A 23,583-nucleotide genomic window follows, 5' to 3' on the forward strand; every position below is an offset into this window, starting at 1 on the left:
TCTGTCGCAGCTTGATATTCTGGGTGTTGGCAAGCCCGGGGCAGGCGACAGCCCAGGATTTGTCCCAGGTTTTATACCGTTTCGAAGACCGGCCGCTGGTTTTGGGGAAATACGGTGCGATTGCCGATTTTCAGAGCCGGTTGTTTGTTGCTGCGGCAAGTTGCAAGCGTGGTAGTACGTCTGCCTATGGGGCGACGGATGGTATTGTCGGGACCAAGACACGTCGTGCGATCATGGATTTGCAGCCCTGTCTTGATCCAAGTGTTAAAGCGGCCATCGGGGCCGGGAACCCCGGCGCGATCACGGTCGGTTTGTGGAAACTGTTGATGCCAGCAGAGCAGCCCTTTCCCGACGCGATCACGCGGGCCAATCATCTGACCTTTGCGCTTGAGGGCACGGATTATGACGCGATTCAGTTCAATTTCTGCCAGTCGCGCAACCCGCGGAGCGGCAAGCGGTATCTGGAAGGCGATCCGTGGTGTTACACCAATGATCCCAATGCCTATCTGACTTGGGGGCCGCGTGGGGCAACCGCCGGGGCCGGGGCGGAAATCCAGCAGATCATCTTTGCCGCCGAACGTGCCAGTCCCGGCCTGCTTAATGCCGTCTTTGGGCCGCATACCGATGCGATGCATCGTCTGGCGCTGGGCAATAATCAAAGTGCATTTGATATCCTGTGTGCGATCTGGATTGATCCAAAACGCCGGGCCGATTTCACCACCCGGTTTGCACAATATGGCGCATTGCCTGAAGTACAGCGTGCCTATCGCCGGGTTTATGATGCTGCCAATGCCGACGGCGGAAAAATCGCCCGTTTTTTCAAAATTTATGCCGCCCTGAAACCCGTTATTGGCCGTGATCCGACCGAGATTGATCTGGCCTATTTCATCGATATGGCGACCCATGGCATGGCTCCGCCCGGCAATGTTTCCGACCTGTCGGCAAAGATGGTCAATTTCGCCAGCCGGACGCGCAATGTGCCAAGCCCCGGTGAATTGCGCCGTCAGCTTGCGGCATGGTTGCCGTCCCAGCATAAATATAACGACCGGATCGCCCGCGATGCGATTTTCCTGATTGATGATCCCGAAATCACGTTATCGGATACCCATCGCCGGATCTGGCAGCAACGATCCGGATTAAAGGCCAGCGATTTCGGTCTTTCGGATCATCGTTATATTTCGGACTACCCAGTGGCAGCCCCGACGGGTTTTGAGAAAATCGAGCGGTTCTATACCGTGCTGCCCGAGGATAAGCGCGCCTGTCCGGCCAATGTGCGCAAGTCGCGACGACCGTGATCGTAGGCGCAATTGCGCGGGGCCGATGTGATGGCATGTCATCACTGCATGGGTCCCGATCCGGGGATGCAGGGGAAAAGCCGCCTAAAGGCTTGCATCTGCGGGGCTTGTTTGCCAACATCCGCCCGTTAACCGCGCCCGGTGACCATGAAGGTCAGGGTGAGCCTATAGGAGCAAGATTTGAAATGAGCGACGTTAAGGTCAAAGTCGGAATTCTCGGTGCCAGCGGATATACCGGGGCGGAACTGGTTCGTATTCTTGCGCACCATGCCGCTGCCGAAATCACCCTGCTGACCGCAGACCGACGCGCCGGACGTCCGTTCGGGGAGGTTTTCCCGCATCTTGCCCATCTGAAATTACCGACCATGATCCGGATCGAGGATGCGGACTGGTCGATGGTCGATGTGATTTTCTGCGCGCTGCCGCATGGCACGACGCAGGAAGTGATTGCCGGTCTGCCGGACCATGTCAAAGTTGTCGATCTGTCGGCGGATTTCCGTTTGTTCGATGCCGCGACCTACAAGGAGTGGTACGGGGCGGAGCATGCCGCGCAGGATTTGCAGAAAGAGGTCGTTTATGGCCTGACCGAACTGCACCGTGAAAAGATCAAAAAGGCGCGCGTTGTTGCCAATCCGGGATGTTATCCAACCCCGGTGCAGCTTTCGCTGACGCCGCTTCTGGAACAGAAGCTGGTGCATGCGGATGACATCATCATTGATGCGAAATCCGGTGTGACCGGTGCAGGCCGTTCGCCGAAAGAAGGCATTTTGTATGCCGAAGTCACCGAAGGCATTCACGCCTATGGCACCGGCGGGCATCGCCATGCACCCGAGATCGAGCAGGGCCTTGCCTGGGCCGCCGGACAGGATGTTGTGGTGAATTTTTCACCGCACCTGATGCCGATGAGCCGCGGCATCCTTGAAAGCATCTATGTCAAAATGACCGATGGCACCACGGCCGATGACATTCAGGCCGCCCTTGAAAAACGTTATGCCGACGAGCCGTTCGTGCGTGTTCTGCCGTTCGAGGTGACGCCGCAAACGCGTCATGTGCGTGGGTCGAATTATGTGCTGATTGGCGTGGTCAAGGATCGCGTGCCGGGCCGTGTGATCATTGTTGCGGTCGAGGATAACCTGGTTAAAGGCGCATCGGGGCAGGCGGTTCAGAACATGAATGTCATGCTGGGCCTGCCGGAAACCATGGGGCTTGAGATCGAGCCACTGTTCCCGTAATCGCGCAACAGCATCCTGTCAAAAGGGGCGTGTCCGGTCTGGATGCGCCCCTTTTTCGTGGTCGCATCATGCGTGTGAGATCGCCCGTTCAAGAACGGTGAAAACATGGTCGTCTTCGCATTGTGCGATGTTAAATCGCATCAGGTTTCCGGCCGATTGCGAGATGCTGAAAACATTGCCGGGTGCCAGAACCACCCCTTCGGACAGCGCATTGCGGGCAAGTGTTGCGGCATCGATGGGGTCGGGTAGGCGACACCACAGGAAAATCCCGGCATCGGGTCTGATCGTCGGTGTGATGCCAAGCGCGCCAAGACGGGTTTCGGTGGCGGACATGGCGCGGGTCAGCCGGTCGCGCAGGGCGTCCATATGTTTGCGATAAGTGCCGTCCTTCAGGACCGAGAAAATCAGTTCGGCCGAAAAATTCGGGCTTGAAAATCCCGTCGCGATCTTGAGGTCCGTCAGGCCTTCGATCCAGTCGGGACTTGCCGCGATATAGCCGCACCGGACCGAGGCCGAAAGCGTTTTGGAAAAGCTTCCGATATGGACAACCCGGTCAAGCCCGCCAAGAGCTGCCAGCCTTGGGGCAGGCGTGTTTTCGAAATCGGCAAAAATGTCGTCTTCGATGATGATCAGGTCATGTTCTTCGGCAATGTTCAAAACGCGATGGGCGACCATCGGCGACAGTGACGCGCCGGTCGGGTTGTGCAGTCCGGAATTGGTAATGTAGAGGCGGGGCTTGTGCGCGGCGGCAATCCGGGCAAAGGCATCGATATCAGGGCCATTGGCGGTAAAGGGCACGCCGATAATGTTGGCGCGATGCGCGCGCAGCAATGCCTGAAAATTGAAATAGCACGGATCATCGATCAGCACCGTATCGCCCGGTTCGATCAGGAAACGGCACAGCATATCGATTGCCTGTGTCCCGGACTCGGTCAACAGAATCTGGCCGGGATCGGCATTGATGCCATAGGTGCCCATTCGGCGCGACAGGAGTTGGCGCAGGTCGGGCAGGCCAAGCGGTGTGCCGTAATCGACGAGCGTGGCATCATCAGCGCGTGACAGATTGCGAAGCGCGCGTCTAATGGCTGTTTCAGGCATCCAGTCCGCCGGAAGCCAGCCGCAACCAGGTTTGATCATATCCGGCCGGGCGTCCAGCGACTGTCGCGAAACCCAGAACGGATCAATGGCCCGATCCAGTTTCGGGCCGATTTGGGCAATCGAAAGCGGTGCGGTGTGACCTGACACATAAAAACCAGATCCGCGGCGGGCCTCAATCATGCCTTCGGCCACCAGCCGGTCATAAGCTTCGACCACGGTCGAGTTTGACACCTTCATCTGTCGCGCAAGCCCCCGGATCGAGGGCAGGCGATCCCCGGCAAGCAGATTGCGTGCACCAATCCGGTCGCGGATTACGGCCATGACGCGGGCGACAAGTGTTCCGTTGTCCGACTGTTTTGGTGATCCGTCAGGTGCCACTGTATTACTCCTGCAATCAGTACAGTTTGTTTGAATTGTACTTCATTGTGTCTGGTCGATGTGCGGCTGGCAAGCGATAGATGAACCTTCGAATATGACGGAGGTTTTGATGGCAATTGCAGTGCAACGGACAAGTGGTGGCTGGATCAGCGGGATGATCGGTATCCTGATTTTCAGCGGGTCGTTACCCGCCACCCGGATTGCCGTCATGGATTTTGATCCGCTGTTTCTGACCGTTGCGCGTGCGGCAATTGCCGGTCTGCTGGCCGCCATACTGCTTGTGGTGTCGCGAACCGCCCGGCCGCAGGCATCGGACTGGATGTCATTGCTGGTGGTGGCGGGCGGGGTTGTTGTCGGCTTTCCGTTGCTGACCGCCCTTGCACTTGAACATATCACCTCGGCCAGATCGATTGTGTTTATCGGTTTGCTACCGCTGGCGACGGCGATTTTCGGTGTGCTGCGTGGTGGTGAGCGGCCAAAGGTCGTGTTCTGGCTTTTTTCGGTTCTTGGCAGTGCGCTTGTCGCCGGCTTTGCTGCCATGGAAAGCAATGCCGGGTCATTGCGCGGTGATCTTTACATGCTGGGGGCGGTTATCGTTTGCGGGCTCGGTTATGCCGAGGGTGCAAAACTGTCCCGTCGTCTTGGAGGATGGCAGGTGATCTGCTGGGCGCTGGTGATTTCGCTGGTGCCGATGCTTGCGCTTTGTGTTGCGACCTTGCCAGATAGCTTTGCCGGAGTTGGCATTCCCGCTTGGTTTGGTCTTGGTTATGTCTCGCTGTTCAGCATGCTGATCGGGTTTTTCTTCTGGTATCGCGGATTGGCCTTGGGCGGGATTGCGGCGGTCGGACAGTTGCAATTGCTGCAGCCGTTCTTTGGTCTGCTGCTGGCAGGGTTGCTTCTGGCCGAGCCGGTGGGTGGCCTGATGATCGTGGTGACAGTCGGCGTGGTTGCCTGCGTTGCCGGGGCCAAGCGATTTGCCCGATAGATTTTAAGAGTCCGGCTATTCCGTCGGTTTGCGGTTGTCCGGATATTTCGCATCGTCACTGGCGGGCCAATACCGGGCATGCACCCTGGCGATAAAGCCTTCTTCGCGAAGATCAGTGATGATCTTCGCTATCTGGTCTTTCTGGCTCATCAGTGGGGAATTGCGCGATATTGCGATATGAATGTCATTGTGATGATCGGGTCGGAAATCGGCCTTGCGGATGATATTTCCTAGGTTGTTGCGCCGGATTTCAAAATCGACATTGGCATCGGACCCGACAATGACATCGACACGGCTTGCCTCGAGCATGCGCAGCAGTAGCATTTCGCTGCTGGCTTCGAATTTGTTCAGTGATGTGTCGCTGTCGAATGGCTCGAAATAGCGCGAGTCAACCACGGAGCCGACTGCAAGCGTTTTGAGGTCGTTATATTGTGATATCTGGGTGTTCTTGCCCTGTCGGACATAAAATACCGGGCTGACACGGCTATAGGCGGGCTTGATGTAAAACGCGAATTTTTCGCGTTCGGCTGTGTAGGCAAAGCTTGAAAGAACGTCGATATCACCTTCTTCAAGCATTTTAAGGCACCGCCGCCATGGGCAAGGCTGAAGCACGAGAATCTTGCTCATACGGTGCGACAGTTCGGTCAGGATCGCCATATCGATCCCGTGTGGTCCCGATGCGTCATCAATCACGAACGGTTCCCATACCGAAAAAGCGGCACGCAATTGTCCCTGACGAAGAGGTTCTGACTGCGCGCGGGCATCCCTGGAGATTGCGACACCACATACAATAATGATCGCAGCCAGCAGAATGAAGCCGACAAGCTGTCTGGGGCGTTTTGGGAGGTCAAATTTCCGATGTGCTGGCATGATCACGATTTGGATGAGAACGGGGTTTCCATATCCACATGTTAGAATTTAAACTGTCAAATCAAGATGCCGCTATTGTCCCGGTAAGGGGCAGGTGCAGAGCCAGTCAAAACCGATCCCACAATTGAAAGGTCGTCAGACCATGATCCTGACCTATCGCGGGGTGCGCCCCACCATTGATGAAACGGCCTTTATCGCGCCGAATGCGACAATCATCGGCGATGTTGAAATCGGGGCGGAAACCGGGATCTGGTTTGGCTGTGTCATCCGTGGTGACGTCCATGAAATCCGCATCGGATCGCGCACCAATATTCAGGACCTGACTATGGTGCATGTCGCCAAGGGCAAGTTCGGCACCTATATCGGGGACGATGTGACCATCGGCCATTCTGCTGTCATCCATGCCTGCACGCTCGAAGACAGAAGTTTCGTCGGTATGAGTGCCACTGTCATGGATGGGTGCGTGATCGAGCAGGGGGCGATGCTTGGAGCAGGGGCGCTTCTGGCACCGGGCAAACGTATTCCGGCGGGGGAACTTTGGGCCGGTGTTCCGGCGCGCAAGGTGCGTGACCTGACACAGGAAGAAATCGAATTTTTCAAAGTTTCCGCGGATCGTTATGCCGATCTTGGGCAGGAATATCGTGTGACAATTCCAGATGACCTGAAATCTGAATGATAACTGCGATTGTCGAACGCCAAGGAACTTCTTGCCTGTGTCAGGATGCTAAGATAGCAAGCAATTCAGATATCCATAAAAACATATAACCTGCCGCGCGCCACCACGCCCGGCGACCAGAAAACGGAACCGGGAAATGACGCGTTGGCAGGCGAATGCCGTAATCGTTTTTGTTGCCCTTATTTGGGGTACGACTTTTGTTGTCCAGCAAACCAGCATGGACAATATCGGCCCGCAATATTTTACCGGTGTACGGTTCCTGTTGGGGACGTTTGTGGTGTTGCCGTTTGCCCTTCGTGAAGTGCGCAGAATGAAGCGCGAAGGACGCACGCTTTCGAGGGCTAACAAGCTTGGCCTGATCTTTACCGGCGTTTCGATGTATCTGGCCAGCATCCTTCAGCAGATCGGCATCATGGATACCACCGTCACCAATGCGGCCTTTCTGACGGCATTTTATGTGCCGCTGGTGCCGGTTCTGGCTTTTATGGTATTTCGGGCAAAGCCCCACTGGTCGGTTTGGCCGGGGGGCGTGATGTGTGTTTTCGGCACGTATCTGCTGAGTGGCGGTAACCTGTCGGCGCTTGGGGCCGGTGATTTCTGGGTCATGGGAAGTGCGCTTTTCTGGGCCGTTCAGGTGGTGATGATTGGTGTAATGGTGACGCGCACCAACGCCCCGGCACTGGTCGCGACGGTGCAATTCTTCATTACCGGTATTTTCGGCATGGCGATGGGCGGCATGCTTGAGACTTTCAGCTTTGCCGATATCTACAATGCCGGGTTTGAAATCCTTTATGCCGGGATCATGTCGGCGGGGATCGCCTTTACCCTGCAGGCGGTTGCCCAGAATTATACCGAGGCCGCAGATGCCGCAATCATCATGAGTGCGGAGGCGGTATTTGCCGCAATCGCCGGGGCATTCTTCCTTGGAGAACGACTGGCGCCCGCCGAATATGCCGGTTGCGGGGTGATCCTTGCGGCGATCATCGGAGTACAATTGTTGCCGATGATGGGGCGCCGTCCCAAGGTTGCGATCTAAGCTGAATTATCCGGCTGGTACCATTGACCTTTATCAAGGCAGGGTGCAATTAGGATGTTGTAAGTGATTATTGGTCGCGATAATGCGGCCAATATTGAATGCCGGATATCGAATATGCCTGTCTTACCGTCTGTTTCCAGCTTTCCTGTTCGCAGGTTTCTTGGCCTTGGTTGTGTGTTCGCAGCCACGATGTTGATGGCTGGTATCAGCACTGGCGCCATTAATAGCGCTGCACAGGCAGCCGATAGCATCCCGACACAGATGCAAAAACCGCCTGCTGTCTTGCTGAACGAACTGGCAAGCAATACCTCCCCGTTTGCCGATAAGGCAGCGTTGGGGGAGGCGCTTTATTTCGATACCAATCTTTCGAAAAACAGGACGCAGGCCTGTGCAAGTTGTCATGAACCGACAACCGCATTCCGCGATCCGCGTGGGGAAATAGCCAAGGGCGCCTTTTCGCTTGGCGATGATGGCAGCTCGCTTGGCGATCGCAATGCACCAATGGCGGCTTATGCCAAGTTCGCACCCGATTTCCATTTCAAGGAGGACGGGACGCCGGTTGGCGGGCAGTTCTGGGATGGACGCGCAAGGGATCTGGCAGAGCAGGCTGGCGGGCCACCGTTAAATCCGGTTGAAATGGGCATGCCCGACAAGGCAACCGTTGTCGCGCGTCTTCAGGAAGATGATGATTATGTTGAAAGCTTCAAGGCGCTGTTTGGTGACGGTGTCTGGAATGATACGGATCGTGCTTATGCGGCGATGACGGACGCGATTGCCGCGTTCGAGCGTACTGATCAGTTTTCGCCATTTGATTTAAAATATGACCGGTTCCTGCGCGGGGAATACAAAATGACGCCGCAGGAAGAATTGGGGCGTGTGCTTTTCTTCTCGCAGCAATTTACCAATTGCAATGTGTGCCATCAGCTAAAAACGTCGCCGACGGCAGAGGGCGAGACATTCACCAATTACGAATATCACAATATCGGTGTGCCGCGGAACGTGGCGGTACGCAACGAGAATAACAAGGACCCCGATTTTACCGATAACGGGCTTCTGGATAATCCGGCAATTGATGATGTTGCGCATAAGGGCAAATACAAAACGCCCGGGCTTCGCAATGTCGCGGTGACCGGGCCGTATATGCATAACGGCGTGTTTGCCGATCTGCGGACCGTGATCAAATTCTACAACAAATATAACAGCCGCGCGAAATCGGCCCAACTTAACCCGGAAACCAAACAGCCCTGGGGTGATCCCGAGGTCCCCGAAACCATTTCCCTTAAAGAGCTGGAGCAGGGAGATGCGCTTGATACCAAGCGCATTGATGCGCTGGTCGCGTTTCTTAAAACGCTAACCGATGCTCGATACGAGCCGCTTCTGGCCGAGCAGGAAGAAGCCGCTGCCAAGGCCAAGAAGAAATAGGCCTACCTGCCGCGAATGGTTTCCAGCACCGCACTTTGTGCAAGGTCGCCAAATCCGGCTTCGATTGCGCGATCAAACATCTCGGTCGCAGATCGGCCGACTGGCAGGTCAAGGCCAAGTTCATCGGCAAGCCACATGGCATAACCGGCATCCTTGGCGCGTAACGCAGTTGTAAAATGAATGCCTTCGTTATGGTTGCCGCTGATCATACCGGGAATTGTCATGACACCGGCCCGGCTGGCGACAGCACCATTGGCAAATGCATCGGCAACCAGATTGCCATCCAGCCCCGCCTTTTGTGCGACCGCGACCAGTTCGGCGGCGGCAGCAATATGGACCGCGCCCAAAAGGTTGTTCATCAGCTTATAGACCGTACCCGATCCGACAGGGCCGAAATGCACGATACGGTTCGCAACGGCTTCCATGATCGGGCGAGCCTGTTCAAGGGCGACTTTTTCCGCACCGATCAAAAACATTGTTTCGCCTGCAGCGACCTGTGCCGGAACAGCAGTAACCGGCGCATCGATATAAAGGCGGCCTGCAGTCATGACCTTGTTTGAGAGTTCCAGGACGAAGCCGTGTGAAAGGGTGGAACATTCGATGGCAAGGGCACCCGGTGTGATTGCGCAAAGCGCACCATTTTCGCCGAGCCAGACGGCTTCGGCAGCGATATCGTCGGCCATGAAGGAAATGACGGCGTCAACATCATTTGCAGCTTCGGCTGGCGTGTTACAGGCAGTCGCACCCTTGGCAACGAGTGGCTTGATCTTTTCCGGGCTGCGGTTCCAGACCTTGACCGGATAACCCTGTTCCAGCAGGCGGGAAATCATTGCTGATGCCATGCGTCCTGCGCCAAGGAAGCCGATTTTCTGAGGCATGATATCTATTGTCCTTAGGGCCAAAGAAACGGCCCGCCATCTCGGGCGGGCCGGAAATTCCAGTTATGACGGATAATCAGGAAAGCTGCACTTTGACATATTCACCCGGTGCCGGGCCAAGCACCTTAAGCTTGCCATCGCCCGGTTTGCGGGCTTCGACCTGACCACCCGAACGGCGGCTGATCCAGTTCTGCCAGTCGGTCCACCATGATCCTTCATGCTGGGTGGCTTTGGCGATCCAGTCGTCGGGATTGGCGGGATTGCGGTTGTATGTCCAGTAGCAATATTTCTTGGCGGCGGGTGGATTAACCACACCGGCAATATGACCCGACGCCGAAAGGACGAATTTCACCTGACCCGACATCAGTTGCGTTCCGGCATAGGTTGCCTGCCACGGGGCGATGTGATCTTCACGGGTGGACAGGAAATAGACCGGAATTTTGATATCGCGCAGGTCGATCTTTTCACCCAGAATTGTAATGCCACCGGGTTCGCGCAGCAGGTTCTTGTTATACATATTGCGCAGATAGAAACTGTGCATGGCTTTGGGCATCCGGGTCGAATCGGAGTTCCAGTACAGCAGGTCGAACGGGAAGGGGTCCTTGCCCAGCATGTAGTTGTTCACCACGAACGACCAGATCAGATCGTTGGCGCGCAGCATGTTAAACGACATCGCCATATCGCGACCGTCAAGATAGCCTTCTTTCGACATCCGGTTTTCAAGGCTTTCGATCTGTTCGTCATCGACAAAGACCGAAAGTTCGCCCGGTTTTTCAAAGTCGGTCAGGGTGGTAAAGAAGGTTGCTGATTTGATCCGTTCGTCACCAACCTTGGCCATATAGGCCAGCATCGCTGATAGAAGCGTGCCGCCAAGGCAATAGCCGATTGCATTGACTTCTTTTTCGCCGGTGGCCTTTTCGATCATGTCAAGTGCTGCCAGCACACCATCGCGCCCGTAATCTTCAAAGCTTTCTTCGGCCAGTTTGCTGTCGGGATTGACCCAGGACAGGACAAACACCGTGTGCCCCTGATCAACAGCCCACTTGATGAAGGAATTTTCCGGACGCAGATCAAGAATGTAATATTTGTTGATCCATGGCGGCACGATCATCAGCGGGCGCTTCGCGACCTTGTCTGTTGCCGGTTTGTATTGCAGCAATTCCATCAACGGCGTTCGGCCGATCACGGATCCTTCGGTGGTTGCGACATTCTCGCCGATCTTGAAAGCATCCAGATCGGTCATTTTGATCTGAAGCTTGCCCTTGCCTCGTTCGAGATCGTCCAGAAGGTTGCTAAGCCCCTTAAGAAGGTTTTCGCCGCCACTTTCGATGGTGGCGCGCAGAACTTCCGGATTGGTCATCATGAAGTTGGTCGGAGAAATCGCATCGGCAAACTGCCGGGTATAAAACTCGACCTTCTGGGCGGTTTTGTCATCCAGCCCGTCAACATTATGGACGACATTCTGCATCCATTGCGATGACAGCAGATAGGATTGCTTGATGAAATCAAACAATTCGTTGTTTTCCCAAGCCTCGTCGCGGAAACGGCGATCACCCTTTTGCGGGGATGCGACTGGTTCCGATTCCTGCCCCAGCATGCGCATCGTCGTATTGTGCCAGAGCATATAATATTGCTGCCACAGATCCATTTGTGCTTCGACCAGTTTGGTCGGATTTTGCATCATATGGGTGGTCAGTTCGACAAAGGCCGAGCCGATATTGAGCGGATCAGGATCGGAAATTTCCGGATCTTCTGCCTGTTTAGCAAGGAAATCAGACACAAGTCTTTGACTTCTCTCGGCTATTTCTGCCATAGCAGATGACAGTTCCTCGGGATCAGGAAGATGAATTTCGGTTTCTTTGGCCTGTTGATCGTTCATGGCGCATTCCCTTATGATACGGCCGCCTGAGCATAGGAACATAAAGCAGGAAATTCGATCTTTGCGATATCGCAATCATTTTCCCGTTTTATGATCCAATGCCCTCAAACAGCGTGTCGGGTTGAAACTCTGCTTGATCCCAAGCTTATCATGGTCTTAGCCTAGCCCGCTGATGAGGGGTAATACAAGAATTATAAGGTGACGGATTTGTCGCAATCTTCAACGGCAACGTCACACAAAACATAGTTTGGAGCAGCGAAATCAAATGGGCGTTCTGAAATCGACGACATGGCGGTGGTCGGAGCACGGGTCCGCGAAAATCAAATTGCGGCCATTGCTGCATGCCGGATCGGCGCTTGCTGTTGTGCTGATGCTGGGCGCCTGTTCTTCGGTCCCTGATGCGATCAACCCGGTCGAGTGGGGCAAATCGATTGGTGATGCCTTTGACGGCGAAGATGAAACTGCTGCCAAATCGGATCAGCCGATTCCGGGTGAAGATGAAGATTACCCGCGCCTGGCCGATACACCCGCCAAGCCGGTTGTAACCGGCGATGCGGAACGTGATGCGCTTGTTGCCGGGCTTGCTGCGGACCGGGCGAATGCGCAATATACCCAGTCGGGCCGCCGTCAAAGCACCCCGCCGGTCAACGCGCTTCAGCCTGAACCGGCGCCAAGTGCCGCAAATGTCGATCAGCCGGAAATCACCCCGGCACCAACGACGGCGGTTAGCAGCAGTGCAATGGCAGAACCAAAAGCACAGGCTGCCGAAGCGCAGTCAACCGCAACCGACATGCAGAAATCGGCTGAAACCACAGCCAGGGCTGCTGAAACCAAGACCGTGGCAGCAGCAGGTGCCGCCGGGGTGGCGACGGGAAGTGCCGTAACATCGGCGCAATCGGGTTCGAAAATTGCGGATGAATGGAATGCCAAGGCGCCGACTTCGGGACCGGTACCGACGCCGGCCCCCGTACCTGAAAAGCCGGAAGTGCTGGAAGAAAAAGCAACTGCTGCTCCCTCATCTTCCGAAATGACCGATGAAGATCGTGCTGCGATTGCCAAAGCAGAAGCTGCACTTGTTGCTGCGGAGGCCAGTAATGCCGCGTCTTCGGCCAGTTCTGCCCCGGTCTCTTCCGGCGATCCGGTGATGGATCAGTACAACAAGCGCCTCGCCGAGGGTGAAGGCGTGTTTGCCAATGAACCGACCCCGGGTTCGGGGCCAGCAGCACGGGCGCAGGCATTCGATTATTCGGTTTATTCCGATAACGGGTCGGTGATTGTCGATGAAAGCCAGCTTGGCGGTGGCGGCAATCCTTATCTGTCCGATTCTGCCATGCCTTATGCTGAAACCGCGAATGAGGTTCTGGCCGCACGTCTTGGCGTTCGTTCCGTCGATACGCTGGGGCCAAGCGTCAACGGAGTCCAGGTTGCGCAAATCCAGTTCGGACACGGTTCGTCCAACCTGTCGGGCTCGGATAACAATGTCCTGAGCCAGGTTGCCCAGGCATGGCGTCAGACGGGCGGGATCCTTCGGATTATCGGTCATGCATCAATGCGTACCGCGAATATGAGCCTTGAAGAACACATGGCGATCAACCGTCAGGTTTCGGAACGGCGCGCATCGGCGGTGGTATCGGAACTGGTGTCTCTCGGTGTTAACCCTGACGCGATCTTTGTCGGGGCCGATGGATCGGCGGATCCGCGCTATTATGAAGGCGTTCCTGCCGGTGAGGCCGGAAACCGTCGTGTTGAAATCTTTATGGATTATTGATCCTAAAAAAGGTACATCCTTCGAATTGTACGGCGCGCCACCCGCATTTTGTCGTGTGGCGTGCAATTTTTTTCAATTCGACGATCCGGTTTTCGCAGAAAATTCGAAAATCGGCGAAGTGACGAGGATGTAGGATAATGTCCCAGGAATTCCATCGCATAAAACGCCTCCCGCCATACGTATTTGCTGAAGTAAATGCGATGAAAGCGGCGGCGCGGCGAGCGGGAGAGGACATTATTGACTTCGGCATGGGCAATCCGGACCCGGCCCCCCCACAGCATATTGTCGACAAGCTGGTTGAAACGGTCCAGAACCCGCGCACGCATGGTTATTCGATGTCGCGCGGTATCCCCGGCCTGCGCAAGGCACTTGCGGCCTATTACGGCCGTCGTTTCGGGGTGGATATCGATCCGGAGACCGAAACCGTTGTCACGTTGGGCTCCAAGGAAGGCCTTGCCAACCTTGCCGCTGCCATCACCAGCCCTGGTGACATCATTCTGGTGCCCAACCCGTCCTATCCGATCCATGCGTTCGGTTTCATCATTGCCGGTGCGGCATTGCGTCACATCCCGATTGGCCATGACGAGCAGGGCGAATTCAACGCCGAAAGCTTTATGGAGCAGCTCCACCGTGCCGTGAAACATTCGGTCCCGAAACCGAGTGCCGTTGTGCTGAACTTCCCGGCCAATCCGACATCGCTGGTGGTTGATCTTGACTTCTATAAGGAAGTTGTCGATTTCTGCCGCGCGCAGGAAATCTATATCCTGTCGGACATCGCCTATTCGGAAATCTATTTCGATGGCAACCCGCCGCCGTCGATCCTTCAGGTCGAAGGGGCAAAGGAAATTGCCGTTGAATTCTATTCACTGTCGAAGACCTATTCGATGGCGGGCTGGCGTATAGGGTTTGCGACCGGTAACAAGAAGCTTATCAATGCGCTGACGCGGATCAAATCATATCTTGATTACGGTGCATTTACCCCGATTCAGGTGGCGGCGACCGCGGCGCTTAACGGCCCGCAGGATTGTGTCGAGGAATTCCGCAATCTGTATCGTGACCGTCGCGATATCTTTATCGAGGGGATGCAAAGTGCCGGATGGAATATTCCGGTCCCGGCGGCAACCATGTTTGCATGGGCGCCGATTCCCAAGGCGTTCGAGGAACTCGGGTCACTTGATTTCTCGAAGCTTCTTTTGCAGGAAGCAGGTGTCGCCGTGGCCCCCGGTCTTGGCTTTGGCGAGTATGGCGATCGCCATGTTCGTATCGCCCTTGTTGAAAACAAGCACCGCATCCGGCAGGCCAATCGCAACATCAAGGCATTCTTCCAGAAATATCCCGATGCAGAATCTGCACGTGAACTGTTGAAGAAATCTGTCTGATATTCGATAAAGCATTCTATGTTTCGCCCGGGACATGTCCCGGGCGAAGTTTTGTGTGCGCACCGGATGTTGTAAAAGACTCCGTCACCTATGCGCAAATCCAACCACGGCATGAGGAGTTATCGTGCAAAACGTCGTAAAGATCGGTGTGGCAGGCCTTGGTACGGTCGGTGCCGGAACCGTTAAACTGCTGAGCGAACACAGGGACAATCTGGCGGACCGTTCCGGTTCCCCGATGATTGTCACAGCAGTATCGGCGCGCGATCGAACTCGGGACCGTGGATTTTCGACCGAAGGCATTACCTGGTACGAAGATGCCCGTGATCTTGCAACCGACAAGAATGTCGATGTGGTTGTTGAAACCATCGGCGGTTCGAACGGCATTGCCTATGACGTCTGCAAGGCCGCCCTTGAAAACGGCAAGCATGTCGTCACCGCGAACAAGGCTCTGATTGCCCTTCATGGCGTCGAACTGGCGCGCATTGCCGATGCAAACAATGTAACCATCGCCTATGAAGCGGCCGTTGCTGGCGGTATCCCGGTGATAAAGGCGCTTCGCGAAGGGTTGGCAGGCAATGTCATATCCCGCGTGACAGGCATCCTGAATGGAACATGTAACTATATCCTGACCACCATGCGCGAACAGGGGCGTGATTTTGCCGATGTTCTGGCCGAAGCCCAGAAGCTTGGCTATGCCGAAGCCGATCCGACATTCGATGTTGATGGTATCGATGCCGCACACAAACTTGCGATTCTGACCAGCCTTGCCTTCGGGGTCGAAGTCGATTTTGACGCGATTGCGGTTGAAGGCATTCGCAGCGTTTCAGCACTTGATATCCAACTGGCCGAGGAACTTGGATATCGCATCAAGTTGCTGGCGATTGCCAAGCAGACTCCGGAAGGCATAGAACAGCGCGTATCGCCGGTTCTTGTGGATCGCAGCACCCAGATATCAAAAGTCGAAGGCGTGTTTAACGCTGTCGTGCTTGAAGGTGATTATGTTGGCCCGGTCGTCCTGCAGGGACGCGGGGCGGGGGAACGCCCGACGGCATCGGCCGTGGTTGCCGACCTTGTTGATATTGCTGCCGGGCGCAATGCACCGGTGTTTGGTGTTCCGGCAGATCGCCTGAAAAAGAATGTGCGCGCGTCCCTCGAAAAGCATGTCGGGCCTTATTACCTGCGCCTAATGGTCTGGGATCGCCCCGGTGTCATGGCCGAGGTCACCGCGACCCTCGCCAAGCATGGTGTGTCGATGGCGTCCATGATCCAGCACGGGCGGGCCGAGACCGAGGGTGGTGTTGTGCCGGTGGTCTTCGTGACCCACGAAACCAGCGAAGCGGCGATGTCCGGGGCGCTTTCCGACATTTCGGCGTTTGAAAGCAATTCGCAGCCACCGGTCCTGATGCGGATCGAAGGATTCACTTCGTAACAAAACAAAAAAAAGACATATGCGCCTCGCAGGTATAATACCGCGAGGCGTAATTATAAGTCCCGGGCCAAACGGGACGCGCCGGGAAACAAAGAGACGGGGCCTCCAGACCCCGCGTTAACGACGAGGATGAAGTTATGGATCGAAATCTCGCGCTTGAAACCGTTCGTGTTACCGAGGCCGCGGCACTTGCCTGTTCCGGGCTTATGGGGCGCGGTGATGAAAAGGCCGCCGATCAGGCCGCCGTGGATGCAATGCGCAATGCCCTGAACAGCATGGACATTCGCGGTACTGTCGTGATCGGGGAAGGCGAACGCGACGAAGCACCGATGCTGTTCATCGGCGAAGAGGTCGGTTCGGGCGAAGGCCCCGAAATCGACATCGCGCTTGATCCGCTTGAAGGCACAACCATTTGTGCGACCGGTGGTCCCAACTCGTTGGCCGTTGTCGCCATGGCGGAAAAGGGCGGGTTCCTGAACGCACCGGACACCTACATGGATAAAATCGCCGTTGGCGGTGGTTTGCCCGACGATGTTGTCGACCTTGATGCCAGCCCGGCTGAAAACCTGAAAAGCCTTGCCTTGGCAAAAGGCTGCGATGTTTCCGATCTGGTGGTTTGCATTCTTGACCGTCCACGCCATCAGGAAATCATTGCGAAAACCCGCGAAGCCGGTGCGCGCATCATGCTGATCGGCGATGGTGACGTTGCCGGCGTTATCGCAACCTCGCAGAAAACGTCGGGTATCGATCTTTACATGGGGACCGGTGGTGCGCCCGAAGGTGTTCTGGCGGCGGCTGCCCTTCGTTGCATTGGTGGCCAGTTCCAGGGCCGTCTTGTTTTCCGCAATGATGACGAAATCGCACGCGCCAAGAAATGGGGCATCGAAGACCTGACCCGCAAATACAAACTGGCCGAACTTGCCAAGGGCAATGTCATGTTTGCTGCAACCGGTGTAACCGACGGGGCGATGCTGCGCGGTGTGCGCCGTTTCGCCAATGGTGCGGAAACCGAAAGCATCGTGATGCGTTCGCAGTCGGGCACGGTTCGTTATGTCCGCGCGATTTACGATTTCAGCCGGAAAATCTGGTACAAATAAGCCGCTTTGGCGGATTGCGAAAACGGGGGAGTGCCTTTGCGCTCCCTTTTTTCGTTTATTGCTTGCGGGCAGGGGCTGTCCGGGTTACATCCTCCGCCCCCTTGAAAATGAAATGCCTTTGCCGGAGCCGACAAATGTCCGAGATTATCGCCCTTGATTTTGGTACGACCAACTCGGTACTGGCCGTTGCCGATAGCAACGGCAATGTGCAATCGGCAACGTTCGAGGTTGGTCAGAACAGTTTTGATACCTATCGAACCATCCTGTATTTCTGGGAAGAACAGAAACTGACCGCACCGGGTGCGCCGATCAGTCTGCAAAGCTGTTCCGGGCCGTTTGCCATGGCCGAATATCTGAAGGAAAGTCAGGATTGCCGATTGATCCAGTCGATCAAATCCTATCTGGCATCCAAGGATTTCGAAGGCACCGAAATTTTCGGCAATGTCTATACGATCGAAGACCTGATCGCGACGTTCCTGACCCAGATACATCATCACGCGCAATACAGCCTTGGGGGCCTTGGATATCGGGTGATTTCCGGGCGTCCGGTTGCGTTTGCCGGAACAAATCCCGATAACGATTATGCCGAAATGCGCCTGCGAGCGGCTTACGAACAGGCCGGGTTCGAGGTCGAGGCCATGGTGTTCGAACCCTTGGCCGCGAGCTATTATTACGGTCGGCAGCTTGATAAGCCCGAAACCGTTCTGGTCGCCGACTTTGGCGGTGGTACCAGTGACTTTTCGGTTATCCGCTTTACACCGGGCATGGGCATTCGCGGGGTAAAGGCGCTTTCGCATACCGGTCTTGGCATTGCGGGCGACAGTTTTGATTACCGCATCATCCAGAAAGCCATCTGGCCGCGTCTTGGCTTTGGCAGCGAATATCGCACCATGGGGGCCGCACTTCCGGTGCCGCGCCAGTATTACACCGCGTTTTCGCGCTGGCATTACCTGTCGATGATGCGCCAGCCCAAGGTGATCAACGAAATCAGAAGCCTGATCCGGACCGCCGAACAGCCCGACGATATCGAAGATCTGGTAACGATCATCGAAGAAGAACTTGGGTTCCACCTGTATCAGGCGGTGTCAAAAGCCAAGGCAGAGCTTTCAAGTGCGGAAAGCACGATCCTGCAATTCAATCATGCCGGGGTCGAGATCGAGGAACGCCTGACACGTGCCGATTTTGAAGCCGCGATTGCGCCCGATATTGCCGATATTGAAAAGGCTGCAAAGCTTTGCCTTGAGCAGGCAGGCATTCAGCCACACGAGGTTTCGCGCGTTTTCATGACCGGTGGTACTTCTTATGTCCCGGCCGTGCGTCGCCTGTTTGAAGAGGGTTTTGGCAAGGAACGCATCGAAATCGGGCAGCCGTTCCTGTCGGTTGCGCACGGTCTCGCATTGATTGCAGCCGATGAAGGCATTGTTTGATCAAGTCTTGCGTTCTAGCAACTGAAACTGCCCTGGCACTGGGTTTCAAGCAGGATGACGGCGACCGTGATCAGGACAAACCCGATCACGCCGAGCCCGTAAAGCCAAAGCGATTTTGGGTGATTTTTTAAAATCCATGGCAGGATGCCGCCCATCAGGCACAGTACCGGAAATGCCAGAACGGCAAAAAACAGAAACCAGGTCAGGTTGTTTTCGTCCGATCCTGGTGCATCGAATATCATCGGCGAAAACATGACAAGCGGGGCTGCCATCAGTGCGCCCAGAATGGAAAGGACGGTCAGTCCGATCCTCAATCCTTTTCTATGATCCATTGCGCGTATCCGTTTTTTGTTTATCCCGGCAGTCTGCACAGCTTTGGCGTGTATGCAAGAGATTGCGGGCAGGCGCATGTTTTTCACAATGCGAAATCGCCGCTTCTTTTGTCGCGGATTGATCACGCCTATCTTCAGAATATGAAGGGTTGGGTATTGTCCGACCTATAAAGTCCGGCAACCTGTTTCAGGGAGGATGATCAATGAGTTCGGAAAGTGATGCACATATTGTTGAACGGCTGACGGGGCAAATCCTGCCTTCTTTTGCGTTGGCGGCAACCAATGATCAGCCGGTTGATCTTGCGACCCTGAGTGGGCGCACGGTAGTTTATGCGTATCCCCGCACAGCCGAACCTGAGAAACCATCCCCCGCAGGCTGGGATGAAATCCCCGGTGCCAAGGGATGCACGCCGCAATCCTGTTCGTTCCGTGATCATGCCAAGGAACTGTCGGCTGTTGGTGTGGATCATCTTTTCGGGCTTTCCAGCCAGACGACCGACTATCAGAAAGAAGCGGCCGAACGGCTTCACCTGCCATTTGCGCTTTTGTCCGATGCCGATCACCGGTTCAAGGAATCGATGGCGATGCCGGATTTCGTTGCTGATGACATGCGGTTGTTTAAACGCCTGACCATGATCATTGATGACGGGCGTATCAGCAAAGTTTTCTATCCGGTTGATGCCCCGGCCGAGGATGCAGAAAATGTTTTGCGTTGGTGCCGGGATAATACGCGGGGCTGACGTGGAAGGGGAATTCGATCTGCTGTGCCTCAAGGTAAATTATCCGGTTTAAGCGCGGCCTGTATTACGCTATTTCATTGGGCATGACAGATCATGCGCAAGAAAAGACATTTTTGGGGATAGAGCGATCCGTTACCGGTAAATGGTGGCGTGAACGCAATCTGGATGACCGGCTGGCAATCACCATTGCCCAGCGTTTTGGCGTTCCCGAAGTCGTCGGGCGTGTTATGGCCGCCCGCGATATCGGGCTGGATGATGCCGAAAGTTTCCTGAACCCGACCCTGCGCGATCTGATGCCCGATCCATCGACCTTAAAGGACATGGACAAGGCGGCATCGCGCATTGCCGATGCAGTGATCAAGGGTGAAAATATTGCGATATTTGGTGATTATGATGTTGATGGTGCGACCAGCACTGCGTTGTTAAAGCGCCTGTTCGCGGCCCTTGGGCGCGATGTGGTGGTTCATATCCCGGACCGACAGAAGGAAGGATATGGCCCCAATAGTCCGGCCTTGCTCGATTTGCAGCGCCGGGGGGCCAATCTGATCCTGACGGTCGATTGCGGGGTGACGGCCTATGCGCCGCTGACCGATGCCAGGGAAGCCGGGATCGAGATCATTGTCGTTGATCACCATGCTGCCGAGCCGGAATTACCGCCCGCCGTTGCGGTCGTGAACCCGAACCGCCTTGATGATGAAAGCGGCCTTGGGCATTTGTGTGCCGCAGGTGTTGCCTTTTTGCTGTCGGTTGCGATCCTGCGCGAATTGCGGTCGCGCGGCTGGCTGGAACAGTCGGGCATCCGTCCGCCAGATTTGCGCAACTGGCTTGATCTTGTGGCACTTGGCACTGTCTGTGATGTGGTGCCGTTGCGCGGACTCAACCGTGCTTTCGTGACACAGGGCATCAAAATCATGCGCCATCGCCACAATATCGGTATGGCTGCATTGGCCGATATTGCCGGGGTCAATGAAACGCCGAGTGCCTATCATCTTGGCTTCATGCTGGGGCCGCGGGTGAATGCCGGTGGGCGCGTCGGGGAATCGTTCCTTGGGACGACGTTGCTTTCGGGTGATGATCCGGTGCAGGCGCTCGATATCGCGCGCAAGCTTGATGAATATAACCGTGAACGCAAGGCGATCGAGGATATCGTGCTTGATCAGGCGATCAGCGCGGTTGAAAGCCAATCAAAGGTCGGTGCAATGGTGCTGGTCGGTGGGGAGGACTGGCATCCTGGTGTGATCGGTATTGTCGCAAGCCGTTTGAAGGATCGTTATCATGTTCCCGCCCTTGTGATGGGCATGGTTGATGGCGTGTTCAAGGGATCGGCGCGTTCGGTGCGTGGAATTGACCTTGGGGCTGCGATCATTGCCGCACGTCAGGCGGGTCTTCTGATCAATGGTGGCGGGCATGGTATGGCAGCAGGCTTCACCCTTGATCCGGAAAAACGCGATGCGTTCGAGGAATTTCTTGAAACCCGGTTTGCCAGAATCATCGCTGAAAATGATATTCGCCCGACCATGACGGTTGATGGCGGATTGCACGCGATGGGCGCGACGGTTGATCTGATCGAGGCCCTAGAAAAACTTGGCCCGTTTGGCGCTGGCAATGCCGAACCGCGCTTTGTTTTCCCGGAATGCCGGGTGGTCAAGGCCGACGTGGTGGGCGCTGATCACGTGCGCTGTATTTTATCGGGAAGCAACGGCAAGGGGCGGCTCAAGGCCATCGCATTCCGTTGCCTTGATAATGATATGGGCCAGACCCTTCTGAAGCACGGTGGGCGTCCCCTGCATATCCTTGGACATTTGCGGCGCGATAGCTGGCAGGGGCGCGAAGGTGTGCAGCTTATGATCGATGATGTTGCATTACCCGTTTTGGAGTAGGCCTGCTAGCTGATCATCTTCGTTGCATTGTATTATCCGTTGGCATGATTATATGTGCGAAGGTATAGGTTTCATGCGATAGGGCGGCGAAATTTTGCACCGTGTTTCATTCTACGGATTGGTGTTTGGAAAGCTGCGGCTGACTGCTTTGATATTGGTGCCTTTTTGGGCTGTATTGCCGGAAACAGCGCGTGCCGATCATGATGATTTAAAGGCCCCCGGTGCGATAGCCGACGCACTTTCCATTACTCTTCTGACCGAAGAGTATCCACCTTTCAATTATACCGAAAACGGCCAAATTCTGGGAGCTGGCGGTGAGGTTGTCCGTGCGATGGCGGCCCACCTTGGTTATCACAAACCGATCCAGTCACTGCCTTGGAAACGGGTAATACTGCGTCTTGAAGCTGACCCGGATGTTGCGGCCTTTTCCATGACCCGGACATCGCAGCGCGAAGACCTTTACCAATGGGTCGGCCCGATTGTCGAAATCGAGGCGGGTATTTATGAATTTGCCGATCATCCCGACCCGGTGAGATCGCTTGACGATATCCGCGATGTGCCCGCGATTGGTGTGCAAGCCGGAGGGGCAGACGAAATCGCCCTTCGTCAGTATGGCATGGTCAATCTGGAACCGTTACATAATCCGGAAGTCGGGTTGCAAATGCTTGCCGCGGGGCGAATTGATCTGCTGGTTTCATCGGATATTGAATTGCACCGCCAGCTTGCCGATACCGGTATCGCTTCCAGTCTGATCCGTCGGGTTTATTCGTTCGGTTCAAGCGGCCTCTATCTGGCATTTTCCCGTGATACCGATCAAAGGGTGGTTACAATCTGGCAATCTGCACTGGATGCTGTCGTCGCGAGTGGCCAGTTTACCAGAATCATGGCGCAATATGGTGCGGTCTCAGATCAGACCACACCTTTTTCCGGAAGCCTTGCACCGGGACAATGAAAGGCCCGATGAAAACGGTCACTTAAACCGGTCATCACTCCAATCAATTCTTGGTGTCGCCTGCAAGACGTTGCTGCTGCCGTCCAAGAATGATGGAGATGGCCTGAGACAGGACGGTCGCCATTTTGCTGTTATCTCGATTATTTTCGAGGTCGCCAACAATCTGGTCATAGGCCGTGATGATGTCATGGGCGATTTGCGGACTGTTAGAGATGCCTTCGGCAGCCAGAAATCCGCTGATAATGGCCATAAGTACTTCGCGTTCGACCGGATCGGAACAGCTTGGCGATGATGCTGTTTCAAGCTCGTCAGGAGGCAATTCCGCCCCGGCTGTGCTTTGACCTTCGCCTGTTGCAATCCATTCCATGCGAATGCCTTTGGAAATGGCAAGGCGTGCAATCCCGACAAAACGGGGTTCGGATTGTGCCTGGCACCATCTGTTTAACTGTTCGGGGATGATGCCCGCGATCCGGGCAGCATCCTTTTTTCGATCAAACAGTTCAACGACCTGGCGAATGCGATCCCCCAGCGCGCTATCAAGTACGGGCAGGGGACCTTGGGTATTCCGCCTATCCATGCTGCACGCTGGATGTTGCAGGTTGTGAAGTGTCGCTACCCGTTTTCCGCGAAAAACCGGATTGTCGAAATTTTTTAGTTGAATATCGAATTTTTTCGTTATAAATCTTGCTCATGTTCAACTTTAACTGGCTTTTTTAACCAAGTGGCTCGGTTTTGTTGTTCGGACTTGGGGATCGGCGAAGAGTGGGCGCCGAAAGAATTGATGACAGCATACTACATCAACATGTTCTAAATTTAGACTGTTACCATTT

The 23,583-nt window shown here is 55.3% G+C and carries 20 protein-coding genes; 14 read left to right on the plus strand and 6 right to left on the minus strand.

Annotated features, from left to right (window positions below):
* The first annotated feature begins 59 nt into the window (after positions 1–59).
* Positions 60–1,295: a hypothetical protein gene (locus R1T41_RS16440; protein ID WP_317337908.1), complete on the plus strand. Its 1,236-nt coding sequence runs from the start codon at positions 60–62 to the stop codon at positions 1,293–1,295.
* 185 nt (positions 1,296–1,480) lie between these two features.
* On the plus strand, positions 1,481–2,527 hold the full coding sequence (gene argC, locus R1T41_RS16445) for an N-acetyl-gamma-glutamyl-phosphate reductase (protein ID WP_317337910.1): 1,047 nt from the start codon (positions 1,481–1,483) through the stop codon (positions 2,525–2,527).
* Between the two features lie 66 nt (positions 2,528–2,593).
* Here the strand turns inward: argC and R1T41_RS16450 are convergent, their stop codons facing one another.
* Positions 2,594–4,003, minus strand: coding sequence for a PLP-dependent aminotransferase family protein (locus R1T41_RS16450; protein WP_317337912.1), 1,410 nt, complete (start codon positions 4,001–4,003; stop codon positions 2,594–2,596).
* 109 nt (positions 4,004–4,112) lie between these two features.
* Here R1T41_RS16450 and R1T41_RS16455 point away from each other — a divergent pair, with 109 nt between their 5' ends.
* Positions 4,113–4,988, plus strand: coding sequence for a DMT family transporter (locus tag R1T41_RS16455; protein WP_317337914.1), 876 nt, complete (start codon positions 4,113–4,115; stop codon positions 4,986–4,988).
* A 15-nt stretch (positions 4,989–5,003) separates the two neighbouring features.
* On the opposite strand, the gene R1T41_RS16460 is transcribed toward R1T41_RS16455, so the two are convergent.
* Complete coding sequence (locus R1T41_RS16460; RefSeq protein WP_317337916.1) at positions 5,004–5,858, minus strand: substrate-binding periplasmic protein; 855 nt, start codon at positions 5,856–5,858, stop codon at positions 5,004–5,006.
* A 142-nt stretch (positions 5,859–6,000) separates the two neighbouring features.
* On the opposite strand from R1T41_RS16460, the gene R1T41_RS16465 reads away from it, so the two are divergent.
* The 3 genes from R1T41_RS16465 (at position 6,001) to R1T41_RS16475 (ending at position 8,992) form a co-directional block, all read left to right on the plus strand.
* Positions 6,001–6,534, plus strand: a complete 534-nt coding sequence (locus R1T41_RS16465) for a gamma carbonic anhydrase family protein (protein ID WP_062958300.1) — start codon at positions 6,001–6,003, stop codon at positions 6,532–6,534.
* Between the two features lie 136 nt (positions 6,535–6,670).
* Positions 6,671–7,570 carry a DMT family transporter gene (locus R1T41_RS16470; protein WP_317337918.1) on the plus strand — a complete coding sequence of 300 codons (900 nt, stop codon included), beginning with the start codon at positions 6,671–6,673 and terminating at the stop codon, positions 7,568–7,570.
* Between the two features lie 114 nt (positions 7,571–7,684).
* The gene (locus tag R1T41_RS16475) at positions 7,685–8,992 is read left to right on the plus strand and encodes a cytochrome-c peroxidase (RefSeq protein WP_317337920.1); all 1,308 of its coding nucleotides are present in this window, start codon (positions 7,685–7,687) and stop codon (positions 8,990–8,992) included.
* 2 nt (positions 8,993–8,994) lie between these two features.
* Here R1T41_RS16475 and R1T41_RS16480 read toward each other — a convergent pair whose 3' ends face one another.
* Together R1T41_RS16480 and R1T41_RS16485 are read right to left on the minus strand one after the other, a co-directional pair.
* On the minus strand, positions 8,995–9,870 hold the full coding sequence (locus tag R1T41_RS16480) for an NAD(P)-dependent oxidoreductase (protein ID WP_317337922.1): 876 nt from the start codon (positions 9,868–9,870) through the stop codon (positions 8,995–8,997).
* A 76-nt stretch (positions 9,871–9,946) separates the two neighbouring features.
* A complete protein-coding gene (locus R1T41_RS16485) occupies positions 9,947–11,749 on the minus strand; it encodes a PHA/PHB synthase family protein (protein ID WP_297012639.1) in 1,803 nt (600 codons plus the stop codon).
* 265 nt (positions 11,750–12,014) lie between these two features.
* Between R1T41_RS16485 and R1T41_RS16490 the strand changes: the two genes are divergently transcribed.
* From R1T41_RS16490 to R1T41_RS16510, 5 genes are all read left to right on the plus strand, one after another.
* Positions 12,015–13,517 carry an OmpA family protein gene (locus tag R1T41_RS16490; protein ID WP_317337924.1) on the plus strand — a complete coding sequence of 501 codons (1,503 nt, stop codon included), beginning with the start codon at positions 12,015–12,017 and terminating at the stop codon, positions 13,515–13,517.
* A gap of 137 nt (positions 13,518–13,654) precedes the next feature.
* Entirely contained in the window at positions 13,655–14,896 is a 1,242-nt protein-coding gene (locus R1T41_RS16495; RefSeq protein ID WP_317337926.1) for an LL-diaminopimelate aminotransferase, read from the plus strand.
* Between the two features lie 124 nt (positions 14,897–15,020).
* A complete protein-coding gene (locus R1T41_RS16500; RefSeq protein ID WP_297012632.1) occupies positions 15,021–16,325 on the plus strand; it encodes a homoserine dehydrogenase in 1,305 nt (434 codons plus the stop codon).
* Between the two features lie 137 nt (positions 16,326–16,462).
* Positions 16,463–17,422, plus strand: coding sequence for a class II fructose-bisphosphatase (gene glpX / locus R1T41_RS16505; RefSeq protein ID WP_317337928.1), 960 nt, complete (start codon positions 16,463–16,465; stop codon positions 17,420–17,422).
* Between the two features lie 134 nt (positions 17,423–17,556).
* A complete protein-coding gene (locus R1T41_RS16510; protein WP_317337929.1) occupies positions 17,557–18,849 on the plus strand; it encodes an Hsp70 family protein in 1,293 nt (430 codons plus the stop codon).
* Between the two features lie 14 nt (positions 18,850–18,863).
* On the opposite strand, the gene R1T41_RS16515 is transcribed toward R1T41_RS16510, so the two are convergent.
* The gene (locus R1T41_RS16515; protein WP_062958265.1) at positions 18,864–19,181 is read right to left on the minus strand and encodes a hypothetical protein; all 318 of its coding nucleotides are present in this window, start codon (positions 19,179–19,181) and stop codon (positions 18,864–18,866) included.
* A gap of 203 nt (positions 19,182–19,384) precedes the next feature.
* On the opposite strand from R1T41_RS16515, the gene R1T41_RS16520 reads away from it, so the two are divergent.
* From R1T41_RS16520 to R1T41_RS16530, 3 genes are all read left to right on the plus strand, one after another.
* Complete coding sequence (locus R1T41_RS16520; RefSeq protein ID WP_317337931.1) at positions 19,385–19,921, plus strand: peroxiredoxin; 537 nt, start codon at positions 19,385–19,387, stop codon at positions 19,919–19,921.
* An 83-nt stretch (positions 19,922–20,004) separates the two neighbouring features.
* Positions 20,005–21,801, plus strand: a complete 1,797-nt coding sequence (recJ, locus tag R1T41_RS16525) for a single-stranded-DNA-specific exonuclease RecJ (protein WP_317337933.1) — start codon at positions 20,005–20,007, stop codon at positions 21,799–21,801.
* 175 nt (positions 21,802–21,976) lie between these two features.
* The gene (locus R1T41_RS16530; RefSeq protein ID WP_317337935.1) at positions 21,977–22,753 is read left to right on the plus strand and encodes a substrate-binding periplasmic protein; all 777 of its coding nucleotides are present in this window, start codon (positions 21,977–21,979) and stop codon (positions 22,751–22,753) included.
* Positions 22,754–22,796: 43 nt separating this feature from the next.
* Here the strand turns inward: R1T41_RS16530 and R1T41_RS16535 are convergent, their stop codons facing one another.
* On the minus strand, positions 22,797–23,330 hold the full coding sequence (locus R1T41_RS16535) for a hypothetical protein (RefSeq protein WP_209223429.1): 534 nt from the start codon (positions 23,328–23,330) through the stop codon (positions 22,797–22,799).
* Between the last annotated feature and the right edge of the window lie 253 nt (positions 23,331–23,583).

Source organism: Thalassospira lucentensis, from assembly GCF_032921865.1.
In the GTDB taxonomy this organism is placed as follows: domain Bacteria; phylum Pseudomonadota; class Alphaproteobacteria; order Rhodospirillales; family Thalassospiraceae; genus Thalassospira; species Thalassospira lucentensis_A.

Bases quoted from the DNA above. Each gene is read 5' to 3' on its own strand.
- argC (WP_317337910.1), top strand. From the start codon at position 1,481: ATGAGCGACGTTAAGGTCAAAGTCGGAATTCTCGGTGCCAGCGGATAT.
- R1T41_RS16455 (WP_317337914.1), top strand. From the start codon at position 4,113: ATGGCAATTGCAGTGCAACGGACAAGTGGTGGCTGGATCAGCGGGATG.
- R1T41_RS16460 (WP_317337916.1), bottom strand. From the start codon at position 5,858: ATGCCAGCACATCGGAAATTTGACCTCCCAAAACGCCCCAGACAGCTT.
- R1T41_RS16465 (WP_062958300.1), top strand. From the start codon at position 6,001: ATGATCCTGACCTATCGCGGGGTGCGCCCCACCATTGATGAAACGGCC.
- R1T41_RS16470 (WP_317337918.1), top strand. From the start codon at position 6,671: ATGACGCGTTGGCAGGCGAATGCCGTAATCGTTTTTGTTGCCCTTATT.
- R1T41_RS16475 (WP_317337920.1), top strand. From the start codon at position 7,685: ATGCCTGTCTTACCGTCTGTTTCCAGCTTTCCTGTTCGCAGGTTTCTT.
- R1T41_RS16480 (WP_317337922.1), bottom strand. From the start codon at position 9,870: ATGCCTCAGAAAATCGGCTTCCTTGGCGCAGGACGCATGGCATCAGCA.
- R1T41_RS16485 (WP_297012639.1), bottom strand. From the start codon at position 11,749: ATGAACGATCAACAGGCCAAAGAAACCGAAATTCATCTTCCTGATCCC.
- R1T41_RS16490 (WP_317337924.1), top strand. From the start codon at position 12,015: ATGGGCGTTCTGAAATCGACGACATGGCGGTGGTCGGAGCACGGGTCC.
- R1T41_RS16495 (WP_317337926.1), top strand. From the start codon at position 13,655: ATGTCCCAGGAATTCCATCGCATAAAACGCCTCCCGCCATACGTATTT.
- glpX (WP_317337928.1), top strand. From the start codon at position 16,463: ATGGATCGAAATCTCGCGCTTGAAACCGTTCGTGTTACCGAGGCCGCG.
- R1T41_RS16510 (WP_317337929.1), top strand. From the start codon at position 17,557: ATGTCCGAGATTATCGCCCTTGATTTTGGTACGACCAACTCGGTACTG.
- R1T41_RS16515 (WP_062958265.1), bottom strand. From the start codon at position 19,181: ATGGATCATAGAAAAGGATTGAGGATCGGACTGACCGTCCTTTCCATT.
- R1T41_RS16520 (WP_317337931.1), top strand. From the start codon at position 19,385: ATGAGTTCGGAAAGTGATGCACATATTGTTGAACGGCTGACGGGGCAA.
- recJ (WP_317337933.1), top strand. From the start codon at position 20,005: ATGACAGATCATGCGCAAGAAAAGACATTTTTGGGGATAGAGCGATCC.
- R1T41_RS16535 (WP_209223429.1), bottom strand. From the start codon at position 23,330: ATGGATAGGCGGAATACCCAAGGTCCCCTGCCCGTACTTGATAGCGCG.